Source organism: Devosia sp. Leaf420 (assembly GCF_001425445.1).
In the GTDB taxonomy this organism is placed as follows: Bacteria; Pseudomonadota; Alphaproteobacteria; order Rhizobiales; family Devosiaceae; genus Devosia.
In genome coordinates this window covers 175,091-193,823 of record NZ_LMQU01000012.1, presented here as the reverse complement: position 1 = coordinate 193,823, position 18,733 = coordinate 175,091, and the positions used below count along the sequence as shown (strand labels likewise).

General features: G+C 61.4%; 20 protein-coding genes. 7 read left to right on the top strand and 13 right to left on the bottom strand.

Features of this window, described 5'->3' with window-relative positions; translation table 11 throughout:
- Nucleotides 1-7: 7 nt before the first annotated feature.
- The 3 genes from cysW to ASG47_RS14250 form a co-directional block, all read right to left on the bottom strand.
- Nucleotides 8-883 (bottom strand): sulfate ABC transporter permease subunit CysW, encoded by an 876-nt coding sequence (gene cysW / locus ASG47_RS14260; protein WP_082461299.1) that lies wholly within the window; start codon nt 881-883, stop codon nt 8-10.
- Complete coding sequence (gene cysT / locus ASG47_RS14255; protein ID WP_061910152.1) at nt 867-1,712, bottom strand: sulfate ABC transporter permease subunit CysT; 846 nt, start codon at nt 1,710-1,712, stop codon at nt 867-869. Before cysT ends, cysW begins: the two co-directional genes overlap by 17 nt.
- A gap of 198 nt (nt 1,713-1,910) precedes the next feature.
- Nucleotides 1,911-3,125, bottom strand: coding sequence for an O-antigen ligase family protein (locus ASG47_RS14250; protein WP_061910150.1), 1,215 nt, complete (start codon nt 3,123-3,125; stop codon nt 1,911-1,913).
- Nucleotides 3,126-3,331: 206 nt separating this feature from the next.
- Here ASG47_RS14250 and ASG47_RS14245 point away from each other — a divergent pair, with 206 nt between their 5' ends.
- The 4 genes from ASG47_RS14245 (at nt 3,332) to ASG47_RS14230 (ending at nt 7,084) form a co-directional block, all read left to right on the top strand.
- Nucleotides 3,332-4,057 (top strand): hypothetical protein, encoded by a 726-nt coding sequence (locus tag ASG47_RS14245; protein ID WP_061910148.1) that lies wholly within the window; start codon nt 3,332-3,334, stop codon nt 4,055-4,057.
- A 108-nt stretch (nt 4,058-4,165) separates the two neighbouring features.
- Nucleotides 4,166-5,395, top strand: a complete 1,230-nt coding sequence (locus ASG47_RS14240; protein ID WP_061910146.1) for a polysaccharide biosynthesis/export family protein — start codon at nt 4,166-4,168, stop codon at nt 5,393-5,395.
- A 15-nt stretch (nt 5,396-5,410) separates the two neighbouring features.
- Nucleotides 5,411-6,178: a family 16 glycosylhydrolase gene (locus ASG47_RS14235; protein WP_061910144.1), complete on the top strand. Its 768-nt coding sequence runs from the start codon at nt 5,411-5,413 to the stop codon at nt 6,176-6,178.
- A gap of 12 nt (nt 6,179-6,190) precedes the next feature.
- Nucleotides 6,191-7,084 (top strand): polysaccharide pyruvyl transferase family protein, encoded by an 894-nt coding sequence (locus ASG47_RS14230; protein ID WP_061910142.1) that lies wholly within the window; start codon nt 6,191-6,193, stop codon nt 7,082-7,084.
- A gap of 26 nt (nt 7,085-7,110) precedes the next feature.
- Here the strand turns inward: ASG47_RS14230 and ASG47_RS14225 are convergent, their stop codons facing one another.
- The 9 genes from ASG47_RS14225 to ASG47_RS14185 all read right to left on the bottom strand — a co-directional run bounded on the left by ASG47_RS14225 (nt 7,111) and on the right by ASG47_RS14185 (nt 14,362).
- Entirely contained in the window at nt 7,111-7,434 is a 324-nt protein-coding gene (locus tag ASG47_RS14225) for a type II toxin-antitoxin system RelE/ParE family toxin (RefSeq protein WP_061910140.1), read from the bottom strand.
- Nucleotides 7,434-7,694 (bottom strand): CopG family ribbon-helix-helix protein, encoded by a 261-nt coding sequence (locus ASG47_RS14220; protein ID WP_061910138.1) that lies wholly within the window; start codon nt 7,692-7,694, stop codon nt 7,434-7,436. The genes ASG47_RS14225 and ASG47_RS14220 overlap by 1 nt, the downstream gene beginning before the upstream one ends.
- Nucleotides 7,695-7,750: 56 nt before the next feature.
- Nucleotides 7,751-9,226 carry a lipopolysaccharide biosynthesis protein gene (locus ASG47_RS14215; RefSeq protein ID WP_061910136.1) on the bottom strand — a complete coding sequence of 492 codons (1,476 nt, stop codon included), beginning with the start codon at nt 9,224-9,226 and terminating at the stop codon, nt 7,751-7,753.
- A complete protein-coding gene (locus ASG47_RS14210; RefSeq protein ID WP_061910133.1) occupies nt 9,223-10,230 on the bottom strand; it encodes a glycosyltransferase in 1,008 nt (335 codons plus the stop codon). The genes ASG47_RS14215 and ASG47_RS14210 overlap by 4 nt, the downstream gene beginning before the upstream one ends.
- A complete protein-coding gene (locus tag ASG47_RS14205; protein ID WP_061910131.1) occupies nt 10,181-11,467 on the bottom strand; it encodes an O-antigen ligase family protein in 1,287 nt (428 codons plus the stop codon). The genes ASG47_RS14210 and ASG47_RS14205 overlap by 50 nt, the downstream gene beginning before the upstream one ends.
- On the bottom strand, nt 11,464-12,663 hold the full coding sequence (locus ASG47_RS14200) for a glycosyltransferase family 2 protein (protein WP_061910130.1): 1,200 nt from the start codon (nt 12,661-12,663) through the stop codon (nt 11,464-11,466). The genes ASG47_RS14205 and ASG47_RS14200 overlap by 4 nt, the downstream gene beginning before the upstream one ends.
- A 16-nt stretch (nt 12,664-12,679) precedes the next feature.
- On the bottom strand, nt 12,680-13,066 hold the full coding sequence (locus ASG47_RS14195; protein ID WP_061910128.1) for a hypothetical protein: 387 nt from the start codon (nt 13,064-13,066) through the stop codon (nt 12,680-12,682).
- A gap of 9 nt (nt 13,067-13,075) precedes the next feature.
- The gene (locus tag ASG47_RS14190) at nt 13,076-13,747 is read right to left on the bottom strand and encodes a sugar transferase (protein WP_061910126.1); all 672 of its coding nucleotides are present in this window, start codon (nt 13,745-13,747) and stop codon (nt 13,076-13,078) included.
- A 432-nt stretch (nt 13,748-14,179) separates the two neighbouring features.
- Entirely contained in the window at nt 14,180-14,362 is a 183-nt protein-coding gene (locus tag ASG47_RS14185) for a hypothetical protein (protein ID WP_156352208.1), read from the bottom strand.
- A 398-nt stretch (nt 14,363-14,760) separates the two neighbouring features.
- Here ASG47_RS14185 and galU point away from each other — a divergent pair, with 398 nt between their 5' ends.
- The 3 genes from galU (at nt 14,761) to ASG47_RS14170 (ending at nt 16,447) form a co-directional block, all read left to right on the top strand.
- Entirely contained in the window at nt 14,761-15,660 is a 900-nt protein-coding gene (gene galU, locus ASG47_RS14180; protein WP_082511751.1) for a UTP--glucose-1-phosphate uridylyltransferase GalU, read from the top strand.
- Nucleotides 15,661-15,812: 152 nt separating this feature from the next.
- Nucleotides 15,813-16,076, top strand: coding sequence for a type II toxin-antitoxin system ParD family antitoxin (locus tag ASG47_RS14175; protein ID WP_061910120.1), 264 nt, complete (start codon nt 15,813-15,815; stop codon nt 16,074-16,076).
- Nucleotides 16,073-16,447 (top strand): type II toxin-antitoxin system RelE/ParE family toxin, encoded by a 375-nt coding sequence (locus tag ASG47_RS14170; RefSeq protein WP_061910118.1) that lies wholly within the window; start codon nt 16,073-16,075, stop codon nt 16,445-16,447. Before ASG47_RS14175 ends, ASG47_RS14170 begins: the two co-directional genes overlap by 4 nt.
- Before the next feature lie 28 nt (nt 16,448-16,475).
- Here ASG47_RS14170 and ASG47_RS14165 read toward each other — a convergent pair whose 3' ends face one another.
- Nucleotides 16,476-18,716, bottom strand: a complete 2,241-nt coding sequence (locus ASG47_RS14165; RefSeq protein ID WP_061910116.1) for a Wzz/FepE/Etk N-terminal domain-containing protein — start codon at nt 18,714-18,716, stop codon at nt 16,476-16,478.
- Nucleotides 18,717-18,733 lie beyond the last annotated feature (17 nt).

Genomic DNA, 18,733 nt, shown 5'->3' with positions numbered 1-18,733 from the left:
GGTCCAGTCAATGGCCGCGCCCGGTGGCGGCGAGTTCATCGCCAAATCGCCATTCGAGCGCTGTCTTAAGAACAAGGGTTACAAGAGCGAGCAAGGCAAGCATCGAGGCGAGGGCGAAAGCAGCGGTGCTTTGATATTCATTATAGAACATCTCGACCTGCAGCGGCATCGTCGTCGTCTGGCCGCGGATCTTGCCCGAAACCACCGCAACGGCGCCGAATTCACCCATGGCGCGCGCATTGCACAGCAGCACGCCATAAAGGAGACCCCATTTGATATTGGGGAGGGTCACCTTCCAAAACGTTTGCCAGCCCGAAGCGCCGAGCGAAATCGCCGCCTCTTCATCGCCGCTGCCCTGATCCTGCATCAGCGGGATCAATTCCCGCGCGACGAAAGGAAAGGTCACGAAGATTGTCGCGAGGACAATGCCGGGCACGGCAAAGAGAATTTCGATATTATAGGAGCGCAGCCAAGGGCCGAGCACACTGCCCGATCCAAACAGCAGCACATAAACGAGCCCCGAAATCACCGGCGACACCGAAAATGGCAGATCGATCAAGGTGATCAGAAACGCCTTGCCCTTGAATTCGAACTTGGCGATGGCCCACGATGCGCAGATGCCGAAAACAACATTGAGCGGCACGGCGATCGCCGCTACCAGCAAAGTCAGCCTTATGGCCGATTGGGCATCAGGGCTCTGCAGCGATTGAAAAAATGCGCCCCAGCCCTGCGCAAAAGCCTCAGAAAATACGGCGATCACCGGCAAGACGATGAATAGCGCCATATAGACGAGACCCGCAAGGATCAGCGTCCACCGCACACCGGCAGGCTCATTGGTCGGCGAGGTCACCTGGCGATGCTGCAAACTAGCTTCCATAGCCATACCTCCGCCGGCTCCAGGCCTGGATCAGGTTGAGGACGAAGAGCATCGCAAAGGAGATCGCTAGCATCACCGTGGCGATCACGGCCGCCCCGGCATAATTGAACTCTTCAAGGCGAATGACGATCAGCAGCGGCGCAATTTCCGAAACGAAAGGGATATTGCCGGCAATGAAAATCACTGAACCATATTCGCCGACCGCCCGCGCAAAAGCCAAGGCAAAGCCGGTCAGGATCGCCGGCGTCAAACTCGGCAGCAGCACCCGCGAAATCGTCTGGAAGCGATTTGCGCCCAACGTTGCAGATGCCTCTTCCACTTCCTTGCTAGTCTCTTCGAGGATCGGCTGGATCGTCCGCACGACGAACGGCAGCCCGATAAAGATCATCGCAATCGTAATGCCGATCGGCGTATAGGCGATCCGAATGCCGAACTGCGCCGCGATCTGCCCGATAAAGCCATTCGGCGCATAGATCGCCGTCAACGCAATGCCTGCCACCGCGGTCGGCAGGGCAAAAGGCAGATCGACCATGGCATCGAAAATCCGTCGGCCGGGAAAGCGGTAGCGCACCAGCACCCAGGCGATCAACGTCCCGAACACGACATTGACGCCCGCGGCGATCAGCGCGGTCACAAAGCTCGTCCGCAGTGCCGCGAGCACACGCGGATCAAGCGCTGCCGCCCAGAAACCATTCCAGCCAAGCCCGGTCGAGCGCAGAACCAGTGCGACGAGCGGCACGAGAATGATCAGGGAGAAATAGGTGAGGGTAAATCCAAAAGTCAGGCCAAAGCCCGGGATGACGCTCGGCTGGCGAAAGCGGCCAAGTCTCGTCATGCAACCCCCTCAGTCGCGGCAAGTCCACGGCAGCCGCGACAAAGCCAGAGTTATTCACTCGGGGAAACCCTACCCCGAAATTTCGTTCCAACTCTAGCCGAGAAGTAGAGTTTCTCAAGCCTTGGTCAGCGCAAGATTCCGGGCAGAATGAGAAATTCGTTCCGCCAGCGGCGAAACCAACCGAACGCTATTTCGGCTTCAGACGCCCTCAACCCGCGGCGCCCGCCGGACGGATGTCGCAAGCAGGCCAATCACGAGGCAAATCGCAGCATAGCCAGTGGTCACGTTCCAGATGCCGAACATGGCATTGGTCAGGCCCATGACGAAATAGCCGACTACCAGCGCCGAAGCCAGAACCAGCAACCGTGCGCGCTCGACACCACGCGGAAGCCGCAACACCTCAATCAATGGCGCCAACAGCAACAGCAGGTAAGCCACCATCCCGATGATCCCCGCGCTTGCCGCAAAGTCCGCAGGATCGCTATGGAGATGCGGCGCTTCACCAAACGGCACCTCTGCCAGGCCATTGGCCACGCTGACAAAGTCGAGCGGTCCCTGACCAAAGACCGGTGCCTCGAGAAACGCCCGCCATCCACCCAACTGCATCTGGAGCCGGATACTAGTGGACTCGTCCGTCGGTATGCCCACCCGCATCACCTCGGAAATATCGATCAGCACGCGCTGCACGCCAGAAAGCTGCTGCACCCCGGCGACCGCACCGATCACGCAGAACACCGCCACAATGACCAATGCGATCCCCGCCCACTTCAGCGATACGAGGCGCGTACCCACGGCCACTAGCCCAGCGACCAAGCCCATAATCGCAATCGCAACCATGGGGCCGCGCGACCCCGAAAGCACCACCGCGACCGAAGCCAGGACTGGCGCCAACAGGTAGACATACCGCCATCTGCCCGCCGGACGCAGCATGCCGGCGCAGGCAAGAAAGCCAACAATCAGCGCAACGTCCGCAAAGTGGATCGGATTGGCGACGCTATTGCCGGCCCGGCTTGTCCCCGTTTCCATCACTTCGACTGCCGCCATCAGCGCGGCTCCGGCAACGCCTGCCAAGCCCAGTACACCAGCCAAATCCACCGCCTCAAAGCCCGGCTCCTCGCCTGCCGCCACCAGCGGATAAATCCCGATCACCGGCGCAAAATAGGCCAAGCCAATCAGCCCATCCACCGACCCCGACCCAATGACGTAGGCAATCGCGATAAGAAGAAGCGCAAGAAGCGGCATCCAGACTACCGGGCGCCGAATAGCTGCGACGCCTGAGCGCACCAAAAACCCAAAGCCCAAAATCCCGGAAATCAGGAACAGCACATTGGCCGCTTCGGGCGCAACGGGCGCCATGGCGAGCACTGCGATAAGGGCAAAAGCGGTGAGAGCAGTGCGTGATGAGGTCAGCATGGCGGTCCCTTATCCCCGATACACCCGGCTGACAAGCGACAGTTCCTCAGACGCCACCTGCACCTAGAGCAGCTAAACTGCCACCAAATCTCCTAATTTTTGCCGTAACTTGCCTTCGTTGACTCCAATGCGTGCCTTGCTTTGTCCATCATAAGTCACGCCCCCGTGAATGGGGATTTGCGCAACGAACGATGAGGCTCCAAAGCATGCCGATGGCCCGTATCCGCTATACGCTTGCCGACGCCGTGGGCGATCCCAAGACTTGGGCCTATACGTGGGAAATTGCGGATGACGTGACCTTCGCCAGCACCTGTGGCTTCTGCGGGCAGGACGAGCAGCGTCTCACCTATGAAGTCACCCGTGACGAAGAATCGCTCTGGATTTGCCAGCGCTGCGTCGGCCGCTATCCGGTGACCGGCATCTGGGATGGCGAACTGCTTGACCAGGCGATCACCCGGGCAAATATTCACGGTCTGACAGCGCGTCAAAAGCAGCGCACATGCCAGGAGGCCATCAAGAAAATTCAGGCCGTTGCGCCCGATGCCGCGCTCAGCGAGGTCGTCGTCTATTTCGAGCGCAATCTGCAGTTGTCTCCCCAATGCGCCGCCGTTCTCTTTACCGCCATGGCCGCCCTCCCCGAACCGCTTGATCCGCGCATTTTCGATATCCAGACGCGCAGCAAGGCGCATCAGGACGAGTTCGGCGCGCTTGATGACAGAGACCGCAGCGTGGTTTGGCCTGCCCTGTCGCCGCAGCAACGCCGACGGCTTTCTTCACTCGGCTATGCCCCCAGTATCCACACGACCAAGCGCACGCGCCCATCAAATCCGCGAAATGCCCAATCGCAGTTTCCCGCCTCCAGCATATCTCCCTTGTGCGAGCCGGCAACATCCGATGCGACCACGGAAACCTCTGCGAAAACAATCCTCTAGCCTCACGCCCTCACAGGTTACTGGTCTGCCTTAATTCCTGCCCGCCCCATTGCGAGCACGATCGCTGGCAACCATCCTGTCATCTCGATCGAAAGCAAGGATGGGGACATGATTTCATCCCCCGGCAAGACTTCGTCCGTCGCCCGGTACATCGCCGTCTGGCTCGTGGCTTCCGCCGCGTTCACCTCTGTGCATGCAGCAGAGCCCTATATCTTGGGCATTTCCGACAAGCTGACGATCAAGGTCGTCCAGTGGAAAGCCGCCGATTCTAGTTTCCAGGAATGGGCAGCCCTTGCCGGCGATTACATCGTCGGCGCCGATGGCAATGTGAACTTTCCGATGCTCGGGCCCACCGAAGGCGCCGGCAAGACCAGCACCGATCTGGCGACAACGATCGGCGCTGGCCTGCAGCAAACCCTCGGCCTGCCAACAGCCCCATCCGTCACGGTAGAAGTCTCCGCCTATGGCCCGATCTACGTTTCGGGCGATGTCTCCACACCCGGCGAATATCCCTTCGCGCCCAATCTCACGGTCATCAAGGCCCTGGCCCTCGCAGGCGGCGAGCGCCGCAGCGCCGAGGCCGTCGCACGTCCGGAAAAGGAGATGCTCAGCACGACCGGCGCCCTGGACGTGCTCGAGGACGAATACAATCGCCTGCTCGTCCGCCGCGCCCGCCTCGAAGCCGAACTGACCGGCCAAAGCGAAATCGCCGTTCCGCCCGAACTGACCGACCTCCCCGAGATTAGCGCCCTTCTCTCGGCCGAAACCGCAATCCTTGCTGCACAAAAGCGTCAGGCCGAAGCGCAATCGACCTCGCTCACCGACGAGATCAATCTGCTGACTACCCAGATCGAAGCCTTCAATCAGAAGAAAGCCAGCACCGAGACGCAGCTCGAAACGGCGCGAGACCAGCTCCAAAAGATCTCGACCCTCTCCGAAGATGGCCTCGCCCTGTCCTCCCGCGTCGCCTCTCTCCAGACCAATGTCGCCGATCTCGAGGCGCGCCTTCTCGATACCGAGACGGCTGCCCTCCAGGCCCAGCAGGCCATCGCCACAGCCAATCGCGAACAGGCCCGCCTCGCCGATCAGCGCATTTCCGACCTTTCGTTAGAAAAGCAAACTGTCGACGGCCAGATCAGCGCCCTCGCGCTTAAAATCCAGACCCAACAGGGCCTCGTCCAGGAAGCCGCTCTCTATACCGGCGCTGCCGTGCCCGGCGATCAGGCGCCGCAATACACCTATTCCATCGTCCGCGATGGCAAGGAACTCCCTGCCCAGATCGACACGCCCCTCGTCTCGGGCGACGTCGTCATGGCCCGCCTGGCGCTTGCGCCCTAACCCCAGGAGACCAGGATGAAACGCCTCCTTGCCTGCCTGTCGATCGCTGCAACTCTCGCCACCCCTGCCCTCGCCCAAGAGGCGTTCTTCGACGATTTCGACAGGCTCGATACCGGCCGCTGGTATGTCTCCGATGGCTGGTCCAACGGCGCCCATCAGAATTGCCAATGGGCCAATGATCAGGTCCGCGCTGAAAACGGCAATCTGCGCGTCGGCTTCGCACCCAAGCCAAAAGGCGACCGCCAATATAGCTGCGGCGAAATCCAGACCCGCAAGGCCTATGGCTTCGGCACCTATGAGACGCGACTGAAAACCCCAAAAGGCTCGGGGCTAAACGCCGCCTTCTTCACCTATATCGGCCCCCAGCAGGGCAAGCCGCATGACGAGATCGATTTCGAAATCCTTCTCCGCGACACCGCCCATGTCGAAACCACGACCTTCGTCAACGGCAAGAGCGGCGACGGCGAAATCGGCAGCGGCCAATCCCACGCCCTGCCTCAGCCTTCGGACCAGGATTACGTTACCTTCGCCTTTACCTGGGAGCCGAACCGCCTGCGCTATTACATCGATGGCGAACTGGTCCGCACCATGGACACACCCGCAACCATTCCCTCCAATCCCCAGCGCATCTTCTTCAGCCTCTGGGGCTCGGACACGCTGACCGATTGGATGGGCGCGTTCGCCCCCATCACCGCTCCCATCGCCATGGAGGTCGATTGGGTCGCCTTCACCCCGCTCGGGCAAAGCTGCGCCTTCGATCAATCCATTCTCTGCCGAAACTAAAAGGTCCTCCTGATGAAGCTCGTATTCTTCCGCGGCCACGTCCCCAATTTCGGCGACGAACTCAATCTCCACGTCTGGCCCGCTCTCCTGCCGAAAAACTTCCTCGATGAGGACGAGAGCGAACTCTTCGTCGGCATCGGCTCGATCATCGGCGATCACCTGCCGGCCAAATCGCGCAAATATGTCATGGGCTCCGGTTATGCCGGCTATATGGGCCTGCCCGATGTCCATGACGGCACTTGGGACATTCGCTTCGTCCGCGGGCCCAACACCGCCAAGACCCTTGGCATTGATCCAAAACTATCCATCTGCGACAGCGCGATCCTCCTCCGCGCCATGGACCTGCCAGCGCCCGACAACAACACTGGCATCGCCTTCATGCCGCACTATGAAAGCCTCGAGCGCGGCGATTGGGCCGCTGCGTGCAAACAGGCTGGCATGACGCTGATCGACGCCACCGCCCCGGTCGAAACAGTCCTCAGCCAGATCCGCGGTGCCCGCCTCCTCATCACCGAAGCCATGCATGGCGCCATCGTCGCCGACGCCCTCCGCACGCCCTGGATCGGTGCGCGCCCCATTTATGGCGGCCACCATAAGAAGTGGCTCGATTGGGCCGGCGCGCTCGATCTAGACGTGCGCCTCAACACGCTCAAGCCCACCAGCGTCCTCGAATACTATATCGGCCGCACCGGCCGTGGCGGGCGCCTCGGCAAGGTCGGCCAATTCAACGCCTCCCCCCTCGCCGCCATCCCCAACCGCATCCTCACCGGCATCGCTGCCCAGCACCTGCAAGAGATGGCCAAGCTCACGCCCCAGCTCAGCAGCGACGCCAAAATCGCCGAAGTCACCGAAAAAGCCCAAGCCGCCGTCCACACCTTCGTCCGCAGCCGCGTCGCTGTGGCTTGAAACAAAAAGGGGCGGCCCCGGCCGCCCTAATCTTTCGCCTCGAAGTCGATATCGTGGTCATCCGGGGGCACGGCCAATGGCCTGTTCACCGAACTCGACACCGCAGCAATTTCAATCTCTCGCGCGCCAATCCGATAATCGTAAAAGTACCCGTCGCGCAGAAAGCGCCGCATTCCCGGCACGGGCAGCGTTTCATCGGCAAATCCCGCTTCCGCAAACCCCTCCAGGTCTCGCCGCACAGACTTCACGCGCTCAAGAAAATGCTCTGCCGCCGCGTGGCTATGCTGCCGGAGATAGGCGGCCTCCTGTCTGATGTAGTCGGCGGCATTTTTGGACAGCCGCACTTTCATCAGGCGGCATTGCCGCGAACGATCTGCTCCACCTGCGCGATGACATCGTCCATGTCCTCGAACACGCCAGCCTCAAGCTGACCGATACCCTCTGCAACCTTCAGAATATCGCCGCCCTCGCTCGCGAGATAACGGCGCATGGCGCGAACCATCACCCAGCTTCGGGACCGGTCCGATGTCTCGGCAATCTTCTCGATCGCACTCAAAACATCCTGGGGCAGCCGAAGTGTAATCGGATCGGAAAGCTGATGCTTGGTCATGGCGCGCTCCAGAATGGGACTACATCGTATTACAAAACGACCTTAAGGTCCAATGCCTACCGCCGCCGCACAAACCCCACCAGCCGCTGCACCCGCTCGCGCCCAAAGACCACGATAACGAGCCCATAGCTCAGCGCTGCGGCGCCCACCGTCGCCACCAGCCGCAGCACCGGTTCGCTCTCCCCCATCTCCCGCTGCACCAGCCACCCCGCGCCCCACATCGCCGCCGTCGCCAAAACCGGCAGGGCAAACGAGGCGAGATAGGCCCACAGCGAAATCCCCAATAGCCGCACCACCATATGAAGGCTCGGCAGCCACATTAGGACGTTGAGGATAACGAGTGCAATCGTCAGCGGCAGCAGCCCCCAGCCGGCGAACAGGAACACGTAAAGCACCGTGACCACCTGCTTGCTGAGCACATAATAGAACCAGAGATCGGCCTGACCCTGGCTGCGGATCAGCGAGGCCTGCAAAATCCCGACCGCCGTTAAAATCCCCAGTGCACAAAAGGCCTGCACGACCGGGATGGCTTCAACCCAGTGATCGCCGAACGCAAAGGGAATGAGATCCCCAGCCACCAGCGCCAGCCCCGCAAAGACCGGAAAGGCGACGACCGAAGACGCAAATGTCCCAAGCAGATAAGCATCACGCAGCTTCCCCGGCTCGCGCTGCATCGAAGACAGCAGCGAATAGGACACGAGGTTGAGCGCCCCCCCGATCAGGTCCGTCAAAATCTGAAAGATGCGCCGCGCAAACCCATAGATACCAAGCCCTGCTGGGCCCAACAGCGCCCCGATCAGCAGCTGATCGACGCTCAAGGTCGTGATGAAATGATTGCCGGTCGAAAATAGCCCGAAGGCTTTCAAATCCTTCAAAGCCCGAAAATGGAACCGGAACCCCGGCACCCATTTGGCCGCGATCAGCGCGCCAAAGCATGTCGTGATCGACGCCGCCAATTGAGACGCGGCCAGCGCCCACAGCCCGAACCCAGCCCATAGCAGCCCAAGACACACAGCCGCCGCAACCAGCGACGCCGCCGTGGTCCGCATCGCTAGCATCCGGAACGACATGGTCCGCACCAGAAGCGCATTGGGCACGGCCGCCGCCATATCGAAGATGACGCGCGCCGAAATGAACGGGATCAGCGCCAGCAGCAAAGTATCCCCGGACGCCCCCGCGACGAACGGCGCCGCCGCGCAAAGCGCCCCGAAAACCAAGATGCCTGCGCCAAAACACAGCCAAAACACCGTATCGAGATGCTCCGCGCCAATCCCTTCGCGCTGAATCAGCGCCTCGCGAAACCCCATCGGCGAAACGGCCATGCCAACGGTCGCAATGCTGGCGGCATAAGCGACGATGCCGAACTCGGTCGGGCTCAAGACGCGAGACGTCGCCAAAAACACCAGGAATCCGAGCAGTGCCGGCGCAAGGCTACTGATCAAAGACCACATCGTGCCCTTGATCGCCGCCGAAGCCCGGCCCGTTTTCAGATGATCGAGCCCGGCGCCGCCCGCTTCGGTGACTGCACTCATGCCCGGCTCGTCGTTTGCCGCAGCCCATCGCGCGAGGCAACGAAGCGCTTGAAGTCAGGCGTCACCCGCCCAAGGAGCCGGATCATCCACCCGCGCAGCCGCAGCTTCCAGGCCTCCCGCACCGGCACATGACCAGAAAGCTTCTGATCGATCAGCGCCTTCCCCACATGCATGGCCCGCGTCCCAAGCGGCGTCGCAAAGCGCTGGTCGGTCAGAAAACTCGCCCGCTGCTCCGGCGATGCCTCTTCCCAAACCCGCCGCCGCAGCGCCTGCACGGCGCGCTTCAAATCCAGCTCCCGCCGCAGATATCCGGCCTTGAGTTCCGCATTCCGCGTGGTCTGTTCGGCGTTCTCAGCCCAGACGGCCAGCGGATGCATGGCGACATAGATCGGCTCCACCACCGAATAGGTCCGCAGATATTCCTGCAGCGTCGCAGTGCACGGATATTGGATTTCAAGCGGCGAGCGCGCCCTTACCGACCAGAACAGCCCGCCATTGGAGACCCCGATCCCCGCCAATAGCGACAAGCGGAAATCGCCAGCGGCGTAGCGCCCCTCGGTGAACAGCTCATCGAGCACACCAACGGTCGACAGCTGCGCCGCGGCCGTGCCGCTGGCATATTCGAACACCTGATTGCGCAGGACGATCTCGACATTCTCCTCCGCCATCAGCTTGATATTGGCCGCGCAAAAGTCGGGCAGGACAAAATTGTCGTCCTCGACCACGCAGAAGAACTCCGCGCCATGCGGATTCTCGGCGCTAAAACACTGGTCGATGTTCTTGGACGCAAAGAGTTGTGGCTTGTTCGCCGTGTAGCGAATGCGCGCATCCCCGATCGCCGTCACGACGCTCCGCGCTGCCTGATCCGGGTCATCGTCATAAACGTCGCAAATCCAATGCGGCCAGCTCTGGTCGATCATCGAATAGAGCGCCCGCCGCAAGGCATCAGGGCGCTTATAGGTCGGCGTGCGGATATGGACGAGGCCTGGCTGGAAATCTGACATGGCTCAATAATCCTTTGGGACGACGCGCCGGCGGCGCTGCCTGGGCCCTGAGGGCCATAAGCCCCTGGGCGGCATAGATGAGGGTGGCGACACCCATGATCGAGCGGATGGAAAACTCGAAGAACACTTCGACTTCGATGAAGCTGCGAAGGATCATCAAGAGCTGCAGCGACAGCAGCAGCGCATTGGCGGCATTCGGCCGGGCAAACGTATAAATGCCCATGGCCACCGCGCCGCCATAGATGATGACGATCTGCATCAAAAGCCCAACGAGACCAATCTCGACGGCATTGGAAATATAGGTGTTGTGGAAGTTGAACCCGGCGCCCGAAGGCACATCGAACATAGCCCAGAGCTCTTCCGCCGGCGCAAAACCAATCACCCAAAACGAGCGATAGCCCAGCCCCTGCAGCGGCCGCTCGGCAATATAGCTCAGGCCGGTGGCCCAAAGATCCGTGCGCCCGGTCAGTGTCGCATCCTTGCCCGAGCCTTCGAGCACGCCCGCCAGGAGCGTATCCCCCGCCACCATGATCAACAGCATCAGCCCCGCCGCCAAAATGACGATCATGGTCATGACGAACAGCTTCTGCATCCCCGTGAGTCGGTTCAGCAGCAGCGTCAACAAAATCACCGCAAGACATGGCGCTACCATCAGGATGGCGCCCGCCGATTGCGCCAGCGACAGCAACGGACCCGAAAGCAGCGCGCCACCGACGCCCAGCACGCGCAGCACGATCGGCGAATCCCGGTCCGCCGCCACAGCCACCGACACCAGCGCAAAAACCGCGATATGCGCCGCAACCGCATTCTTGCTGCCAAACGCCCCGACCCAGGCGCCACCGAGCCCCGTCTTGCCAAAAGCCAGGCTCGCCACGACCCCGATGCCGTAAACAATGAACATCAGCCGCATCAGCGTCGATGTAGACACCCGCCCGGTGATGACCACGGCCACGGCCAGCGTAAAAGCCAGCTGCAGCCCATAGCGAGAGGAATTGGCCGGATAGAGCGACCAGAGCGATGTCAGCATGCAATAGGCCGGCAGGATTAGTACCGGCCACCACTGCCTAAGACTTTCAAGGCTTTGCCCTGGATTGCTGACGATCAACAGCGCCCCGCACCCCATAAAGGTCAGCGCCGCCAGCGGCCCGAACATGGCGTTCAGCACCAGCGCGGCAAAAGCCCCGAAGGTAAGTAGCGTTGCAAAATTGAGCGTCAACTGGCAGCGTTGCTCCATCATGACGCGAGCCCCACCCGCTCGGGATGCGACACGACGGCCTCGGGAATGAACCCGGCGGCATATTCTCCCGCGGCGTCGAGCGGAATGCAGCGCACTGCCCCCTGCCCGCGCCGGCTCGCCAAGTCGCGCCAGATTTCGCGCGGCCGCGGCGCAGACCAGTCGATCAAATGCGATGGCACATAGTCCGGCACCGCATGGTCCGACCCCGCGCCCAGTACCAAAACCGGCGAGGCCTCGGCCACCACAGGCGCTGCCGCCCGCCGCTTCCGCCCTTCGGCGATAGACGCCAAGAGTTTCGGCGCCAATCCTGGCCGCTGCGCCACCTGCGCCAGCGCACTGCCAAAGCGTCGTCCCTTGAGACTCGCCACCAGCCGTTCAAACGTCAGCCCGCGCTGCAACCCCTGGAGCCGCTGCGCAAAAGCCGCCGTGATCCGCCGATCGAGCGCTTCATGCTGCACCATAACCGCGCGCTGCCGCTCAGCCATAGCCTCCATATCGCTCACCGAAAGCCGGTGCGAAATCGACTGCGAATGCCGGCGATAGAGATAGAACGGCTCCGGCACGACCAGCATACGCCCGCCATCGAGCAGCAAGCGCAGGATCAGGTCGAAATCCTCCCCGATCCGCAACCGCTCGTCATAGCGCAGTGCCTTCAGCCGCTCGGCCCGGATCAGCGGCTTCAAATAGCCCAGTGCCGGCGACCCATCGGTCCCCGCCAAAATCCAGCGCTCCGCCGAAACCAGAAACGCGCGATCCGTCCCCTCGCCCAGCATCAGCTTGGGCAAGGACCCGTCTTCGAAAAACAGCAAGAGATCATCGGCGACGATATCGCAATCATGCGCTTCCGCCGCCGCGATCAGCCGTTCGAACCGTTCGGGATGGATGATGTCGTCGCTATCGACAACGGCAATCCACTTGCCACGCGCCGCATCGAGCGCCCGGTTGCGGCATCGCGCCGGGCCGCCATTGGCCATGGCCGTGATCAGCTTGATCCGGCCATCCATCTCCATCAGCCGCCGCACATGGGCGAGGCTATCGTCGCCCGAGCAATCGTCGCTGACGATGATCTCGATGTCGGAAAAACTTTGGCGCAGCACCGAATGCAGCGCATGGACGATTTTATCGCCCGCTTCGAAATTGGCCATCACCACTGAGATCAGCGGCGCAGCCTCAGGCTCGCGCTCGATGTTCTGCATGGTTCTGTCCCGGTTCCTAAGCGCTCGTCGCTTCGTCTGCCTCGCCCGATGCTGCGACGGAATTGCCGTCGAGCTGCAGGATCAAGGCACCGAACTTTTCGATCTGCGCGTCGAGCGCCGCCACCCGGCGCCGCGCTGCCGCCGCGCCCTGTTCTGCGGTGCGGATCACCATCTCGTCGGCTTTCTCACGCCGCGCATAATCGTCCGACGCGTCCAACATGGTCGCCGCCTGCGCATAATACATGCTCATGCGCTGCTTGAGCCCGTCGCGTTCGCGGCGAGCATCGGCCAGTGCCATCAGGATTGCATTGCGCACGGTTTCCGTGCGCGCCTGATCGGTTTCGGCATCGCGGCCGGGATTGCGGGTACGGAAAGCGCCGGGGCGAAGGGAAAGAATGGCCATCGCGCGCTCCTATCGGCTGCCGGTCCGCAGGGCGACAACCCCGATGGTCTTGACGAGAATGACCATGTCACCCCGGAACGACCACTCGCGCACATAGCGGCTGTCGAGCTGCACGCGCTGATCGTAGCCCGTGTCGCTGCGCCCGCTGACCTGCCAAAGGCCGGTAATACCAGGGCGAACCGCCGCATAATGGGCGATCTCGTCGGCATAGCGCTTGACCTCGTCCTGGACGATCGGACGCGGCCCGACAAGGCTCATGTCGCCGCGAATAACGTTGATGAGCTGCGGCAGTTCATCAAGGCTCGTCACCCGCAGGAACTTCCCGAGCCAGGTGATGCGCGGGTCATTCCGCAGCTTCTGGGTTTCTTCCCATTCGGCCCGCGCCTGCGGGAAAAGCTCGAGGTGGCGCCGCAGCGCTTCCTGGGAATCGACCACCATCGAGCGGAATTTGAGGCATTTGAACCGCTTGCCGTTCAAGCCAATCCGCTCATGGCCGAAAAAGATTGGCCCGCGATCGGTCGAAAACATCAGAACGGCGATGAAGAACATCGCCGGCAGCGCAAAAAACAGCATGGTCGAGGCAGTAACGACATCGAAACTGCGCTTGGCAAAACCGCCACGCGGCATGCCTGCCTGGGTGGGGTAAGAAGATTGGCCGACTTCGGCATTGATCATCGACATAACGAATTCTCTCGCAAAGGGGCTTGCTAAGAAGGCGAGACGACCCGCCGCTGGTGACGTGCAAAAGGGTTCGCGCAAGCGAGATCGCCGACGCGGAAGACCGGGTTTGACTCATTCAGATTGTGGACTCCGAACCACGGTCCGGAGACGCCGCATTTGCCTGCCGGAAATTACGAAGCATTAACCCCGTCCGGCGTGAGTGCAGGCAAACATGATCGGAAATGCATGGCAACGCTTGTCGCGCATGGCAGTCATGCAGACCACCAGCCACAAAATCACCCGATTGCGTTAGGGCCAACCAACGCAAATCATTCGGTAAAGTATTGAGTGCTCAAAGATTTGGCAGCAGCAAACTAAAATGCGACCTAAACCATGGTCGCGAGCGCCGCGCAAGTAACCGCAAGGCGAAAATGCCGGGCACACACCCTCGCCTTAGAGGTTAAAAAGGAACACGACACCGTTCCAGACGAGGTAGATGCCGACCCAACCGAGCGCCATCACCCCAATAGCGACGAGCCCCCAAGGCCAGGGAAACGGCGTGCGCTGTTCGCGGTCGGTCGGCGCCGTCAGGGGCGCCTTGTGCGCCGCGCTGTCCTCTGGCCGTTTTGCGTTCACCCTTGCCTCCCCCTGCAGCAGGTCCAACCCACCGCGGCACCTTCGTGCTCGTTGTCTAGCAGCGCTTCGTAAATACACCCCTCCCAGGGCCTTGAGAATACGACCTTCCTTCACGACTGCGTAGTAAGGGGTCGCACGAAGCCTGCTTAGGGCCAACGTCGCATATCGGCACATGGTTGTCTTCTAGACTTGTGTTGCAGCCACCAATACTCGCCAACGGCGAAATCGATTGCGCCATCTTTCCGCTTGCGCCGACGCAACCCGCCCCAATTGGGACAGAATGAAACAACGGCAAATCTGCAAGCAAGCCATGCATCTCCAATCGCGCTTTAGGCTTTCTCGACTGGCCTCAACATGTTCCAATTCACCCCGTTGTTACCCTCAATCAGGAGATAGCCGTGGTTAAACGCGTCAAGACTGCCGTTTTTCCCGTCGCTGGCCTCGGAACGCGTTTCCTGCCAGCAACCAAGGCCATGCCGAAAGAGATGCTGACGGTGGTCGACCGTCCCCTCATTCAATATGCGGTGGATGAAGCCAAAGAAGCCGGAATCACCCATTTCGTCTTCGTCACCGGCCGCAACAAGGGCGTCATCGAAGACCATTTCGATCGCCAGTTCGAGCTCGAAACGACCCTCGAAACCCGCGGCAAGCTCAAGGCGCTCGAAGAACTCCGCCAGGATCTGCCCTCCGCTGGTCGCACGAGCTTCACGCGCCAGCAGGAGCCGCTCGGCCTCGGCCACGCCGTCTGGTGCGCGCGCGATATCGTCGGCGATGAACCCTTCGCCTTGCTCCTCCCCGACATGCTGTTCAAGGGCCGCCGCGGCGTCCTCAAGCAGATGATCGAAGCCTATGAAACCACCGGCGGCAATGTCATCGCCGTCGAGGAGGTCCCGCATCAGGAGGTCTCCTCCTATGGTGTCGTCGGCCGCGGCGCCGGTACCGATGGCGGCTTCGCCATCACCGAAATGGTCGAAAAGCCCAAGCCGCAGGATGCCCCGTCCAATCTCATCATCTCCGGCCGCTACATCCTGCAGCCCGAGATTTTCAGCCTCCTGGCCGATCAGCCCCGCGGCGCGGGCGGCGAAATCCAGCTCACCGACGCCATGCAGACCCTCATGAAGTCCCAGCCCTTCGCCGGCGTCAAATATGACGGTCAATCCTTCGACTGCGGCTCCAAGGTCGGCTTCCTCGCCGCCAACGTCGCCTACGCCCTCGACCGCGACGACATCGCCGAGGACTTCCTAGCCGCCCTCTCCAAACTCGGCCTCATCGACGGCATGAAAGTGGCTGCGGAATAGCCTCCCCTCAACACGCACAGACTTCCTTCTCCCCTTGTGGGAGAAGGTGGCCCAACGGGCCGGATGAGGGGTATTCCCGCCTCCTGACCAAACCACCGCATTGATCTTGGCAAAATTGCCAATGCTCTATATTTCTCTTGCGGAGGTTTCACATGCCCACCATGAACATCAGCCTTACCGACGAATTTGCAGACTTTGTCTCCAGCGAGATCGAGCGCGGCGAATATGCGTCCGCCAGCGAAATGATGCGCGATGCCCTTCGGCTCATGAAGCGTGATCGCGAGATGGATGAGATCAAGCTCGAGCTACTGAGACGACATTTGGCTGAAGGCCTGGAACAGGCAGACCGCGAAGACTATTCCGATCTCACGGCAGTACAGATCGCCCAGAGGATTCTTGAAGAGGACGATGAGTGAAGCATCGTCTGACACGACGAGCCACCGCCGACATCGCCAGAATTCTGAAATCCACCAGGAAAGATTTCGGTGCTGGCCAGATGCTTTCGTACGCAGGGATCATCGACGATGGTATCGCGATGATCCTGCAAGATCCAAATCGCCCCGCTTGTCGTCCTCAAAACGGCGTTGGTCCAGGAATTAAATCGATGCATCTGGATCACGTAAGGGCAAGACGAGGCAGCGCCTCTCACCTCGTCTTCTTCAAAGAAAAAGTCACCAAGAACGGTGAAGCGGAAATCGTTATTCTCGGCGTTATTCACGACCGCATGATGCCACGGCGCAAGCTGGCGACTGCTTTGCGGGAAGAGAGAGACCGCGACCCCACTTAGTGGAAAATACACTTGGCCAAACGGCGCCCTATGGCGCCGTTTCCAATTCCCGATCTTCGACCTTGCGCCGCCGCTTATACGCGAACCGCTCCATCCCCCCGATATCGGTGAACTTCGGTAGCGTCCCGAGATCGACCTTGTTGAGCACGACGCCCACCATATGATCCGCCAGTTCCGGCTCGCGCTCCAAAACGCCGCGCACCAGTCGCCGCGGGGTGTTGCCCCATTCGGTCACCAAGACGCTCGCATCGGTAAACGGCAATACGGTCAGCGCATCGATCACCGGCCCCAAAGCCGGAAGGTCGAGGATAATATAATCGAACTGGCTCCGCGCTTCGGACAGCATCTTCTGCATCGCAATGCTCGAGAGATAGCCGCCACCCACTTCCGCCGCGCCGGCAGAAATCGTGACAATCCCGCTCTCGACATCGGTCGTCGCGACGCTCCGCCACTCTGCTGGCTGCAGCGGCACCACCCGGCGCGACATGGCGTCGACATCGGGCGCCACATCGGCATCGACGAGCAGCACACGCGCCCCGGACTCGCTCAGCATCTCGGCCAGCGACAGCGCAAAAGTGGATTTTCCCTCGCCCGGCAGAACCGAAACCACGCCCAGCACCGGGCTTGCCCGCTCGGCCACCGGCTGCAGCACCAGCCGCGTTGCCTTTAGCGCCTCAAGATAAGGCGCGCCCCAGCGCCGGCCCATCTTGCTGCCGAGCGCCCCGCGCACCAGCATGCGAATGGTTTTGCGCCTGATGTCCTGCGTGTCATCGGCCCCAAGCTGCAGCTTCGGCATATAGCCAAGGAACCGCAGCCCCAATTGCCGGCGCACCTGCTCCCCGGTGCGGAAACCGCGCTCGCGCAATTCGTTGAGCATACCCAGAACCGCGCCGGCGAAACACCCGGCGATAATCGCCGCCAAAAGGATGACGACCGTCCGTGGGCTCGATGGATCATCGGGCATCAGCGCTTCGGTCACGATCCGCACCGATGGGATCGGGAAACTTTGCCGCTGCACCGCCTCTTCGTAGCGCGTCAGATAGCTATTATAGAGCGCCCGCAACGCGTCCGAACGTTGCTGCAATTCATTCAAGCGCACCTGTTCCTGGCCGATCGCCCCGGCGCTCTGCCCTTCGGCGTCGATATCGCCGCGCAGCCCGATTTCCTGCTGCTGGGCAATGGTCAGTTGCGTGCGATATTGCTGCCCAAGGTTTTGCAGCAGCGCAAAGATGCGATTGTCGAGCGCGGTCTTCTCCGCCCGCAAGACCGAAAGCTGCGGATGGTCCGCGCCATAGGTGCCCTCCACCTCCGCAATCCGGCTCGTCAGTGTCGCCACCTGATTGCGCAGCAGCGAAATCTCCGCCGGATCCGATTGCGCCCCGGCCAACAGCGACACCGAGGCCGAGGCCGCTTCCGGCCCCTCCGCGATCACCGCCTCGACCTGCCCCGAAAGCGCCCGCAGCCGCGCCGTCTCCGCCTGCGCCTCGGCAAGCTGGGTCGAGAGCGTCTCGATGCGCTGATTGGTCAGGTCGCGATCCTGCCCCACGCTGAGGCCGGTTTCCTTGCGATATTGCTCGATCGCCAAAATCGCCTGGCGCTGGCTTTCGCCAATCTCGGCGAGCCGCTGCTGTAGCCAATCGGCCGCCGCGCCCGTCGCTTCGAGTTCGGCATTGAGCTGATCCTGCAGCAGCGCCTGTCCATAGGCCCGCGCGATCCGCTGGGCCAGTTCCGGCGTCGCTGCCTCATAGCCGACGCGAATGATCGAGGACCGCCCCATGCGGTCCACCGCCACATTGGCGCGCAGCATTCCGGCGACTTCATCGAGCGTTGCTTCCCGCGTTTCCGTCGCCCCGCCCGATCCAAGCCCGAAAAGGCTCTTCACCCGCTGGCTGAACGAGGGCGGCGGATTGAGAAATTCCTGATCGGTCATCAGGTTTTCCGCTTCCGCCACGGCCTTGGCCACGCGGCTCGAGCGCAGAACCTCGATTTGGTTGAGCACCTGCGCTTCGAGATCGGTCGAACTCGTCGCCGTCTGTTCCCCGCTCGTCACCTGTTCGAGCTTCTTGTCGATCAGGATCTGCCCCGCCGACATATAGCTACGCGGCGCCAGCGCAAGGTAAAACACTGCCAGCGCCACCATCGCGGCAACGCAGAGCGCCAGGATCCAAGCCTGCCGCCGCACCAGCGAAAAGATGCGATCGAGGTCTAAGGTCTTGATGTCCGATGGCTGCGGCGCCATGGCTTCGGGAAAGGGGTTCTTTTCAAGCATGTGGTTCTCCGCCTGAA

What these genes read in the sequence shown, in the direction of transcription:
- cysW (WP_082461299.1), bottom strand. Translation starts at nt 883, where the DNA reads ATGGCTATGGAAGCTAGTTTGCAGCATCGCCAGGTGACCTCGCCGACC.
- ASG47_RS14220 (WP_061910138.1), bottom strand. Translation starts at nt 7,694, where the DNA reads ATGACCAAGCATCAGCTTTCCGATCCGATTACACTTCGGCTGCCCCAG.
- ASG47_RS14215 (WP_061910136.1), bottom strand. Translation starts at nt 9,226, where the DNA reads ATGAGTGCAGTCACCGAAGCGGGCGGCGCCGGGCTCGATCATCTGAAA.
- ASG47_RS14245 (WP_061910148.1), top strand. Translation starts at nt 3,332, where the DNA reads ATGCCGATGGCCCGTATCCGCTATACGCTTGCCGACGCCGTGGGCGAT.
- ASG47_RS14225 (WP_061910140.1), bottom strand. Translation starts at nt 7,434, where the DNA reads ATGAAAGTGCGGCTGTCCAAAAATGCCGCCGACTACATCAGACAGGAG.
- ASG47_RS14190 (WP_061910126.1), bottom strand. Translation starts at nt 13,747, where the DNA reads ATGTCGATGATCAATGCCGAAGTCGGCCAATCTTCTTACCCCACCCAG.
- ASG47_RS14165 (WP_061910116.1), bottom strand. Translation starts at nt 18,716, where the DNA reads ATGCTTGAAAAGAACCCCTTTCCCGAAGCCATGGCGCCGCAGCCATCG.
- ASG47_RS14230 (WP_061910142.1), top strand. Translation starts at nt 6,191, where the DNA reads ATGAAGCTCGTATTCTTCCGCGGCCACGTCCCCAATTTCGGCGACGAA.
- ASG47_RS14240 (WP_061910146.1), top strand. Translation starts at nt 4,166, where the DNA reads ATGATTTCATCCCCCGGCAAGACTTCGTCCGTCGCCCGGTACATCGCC.
- ASG47_RS14175 (WP_061910120.1), top strand. Translation starts at nt 15,813, where the DNA reads ATGCCCACCATGAACATCAGCCTTACCGACGAATTTGCAGACTTTGTC.
- cysT (WP_061910152.1), bottom strand. Translation starts at nt 1,712, where the DNA reads ATGACGAGACTTGGCCGCTTTCGCCAGCCGAGCGTCATCCCGGGCTTT.
- ASG47_RS14195 (WP_061910128.1), bottom strand. Translation starts at nt 13,066, where the DNA reads ATGGCCATTCTTTCCCTTCGCCCCGGCGCTTTCCGTACCCGCAATCCC.
- ASG47_RS14200 (WP_061910130.1), bottom strand. Translation starts at nt 12,663, where the DNA reads ATGCAGAACATCGAGCGCGAGCCTGAGGCTGCGCCGCTGATCTCAGTG.
- ASG47_RS14210 (WP_061910133.1), bottom strand. Translation starts at nt 10,230, where the DNA reads ATGTCAGATTTCCAGCCAGGCCTCGTCCATATCCGCACGCCGACCTAT.
- ASG47_RS14250 (WP_061910150.1), bottom strand. Translation starts at nt 3,125, where the DNA reads ATGCTGACCTCATCACGCACTGCTCTCACCGCTTTTGCCCTTATCGCA.
- ASG47_RS14205 (WP_061910131.1), bottom strand. Translation starts at nt 11,467, where the DNA reads ATGATGGAGCAACGCTGCCAGTTGACGCTCAATTTTGCAACGCTACTT.
- ASG47_RS14235 (WP_061910144.1), top strand. Translation starts at nt 5,411, where the DNA reads ATGAAACGCCTCCTTGCCTGCCTGTCGATCGCTGCAACTCTCGCCACC.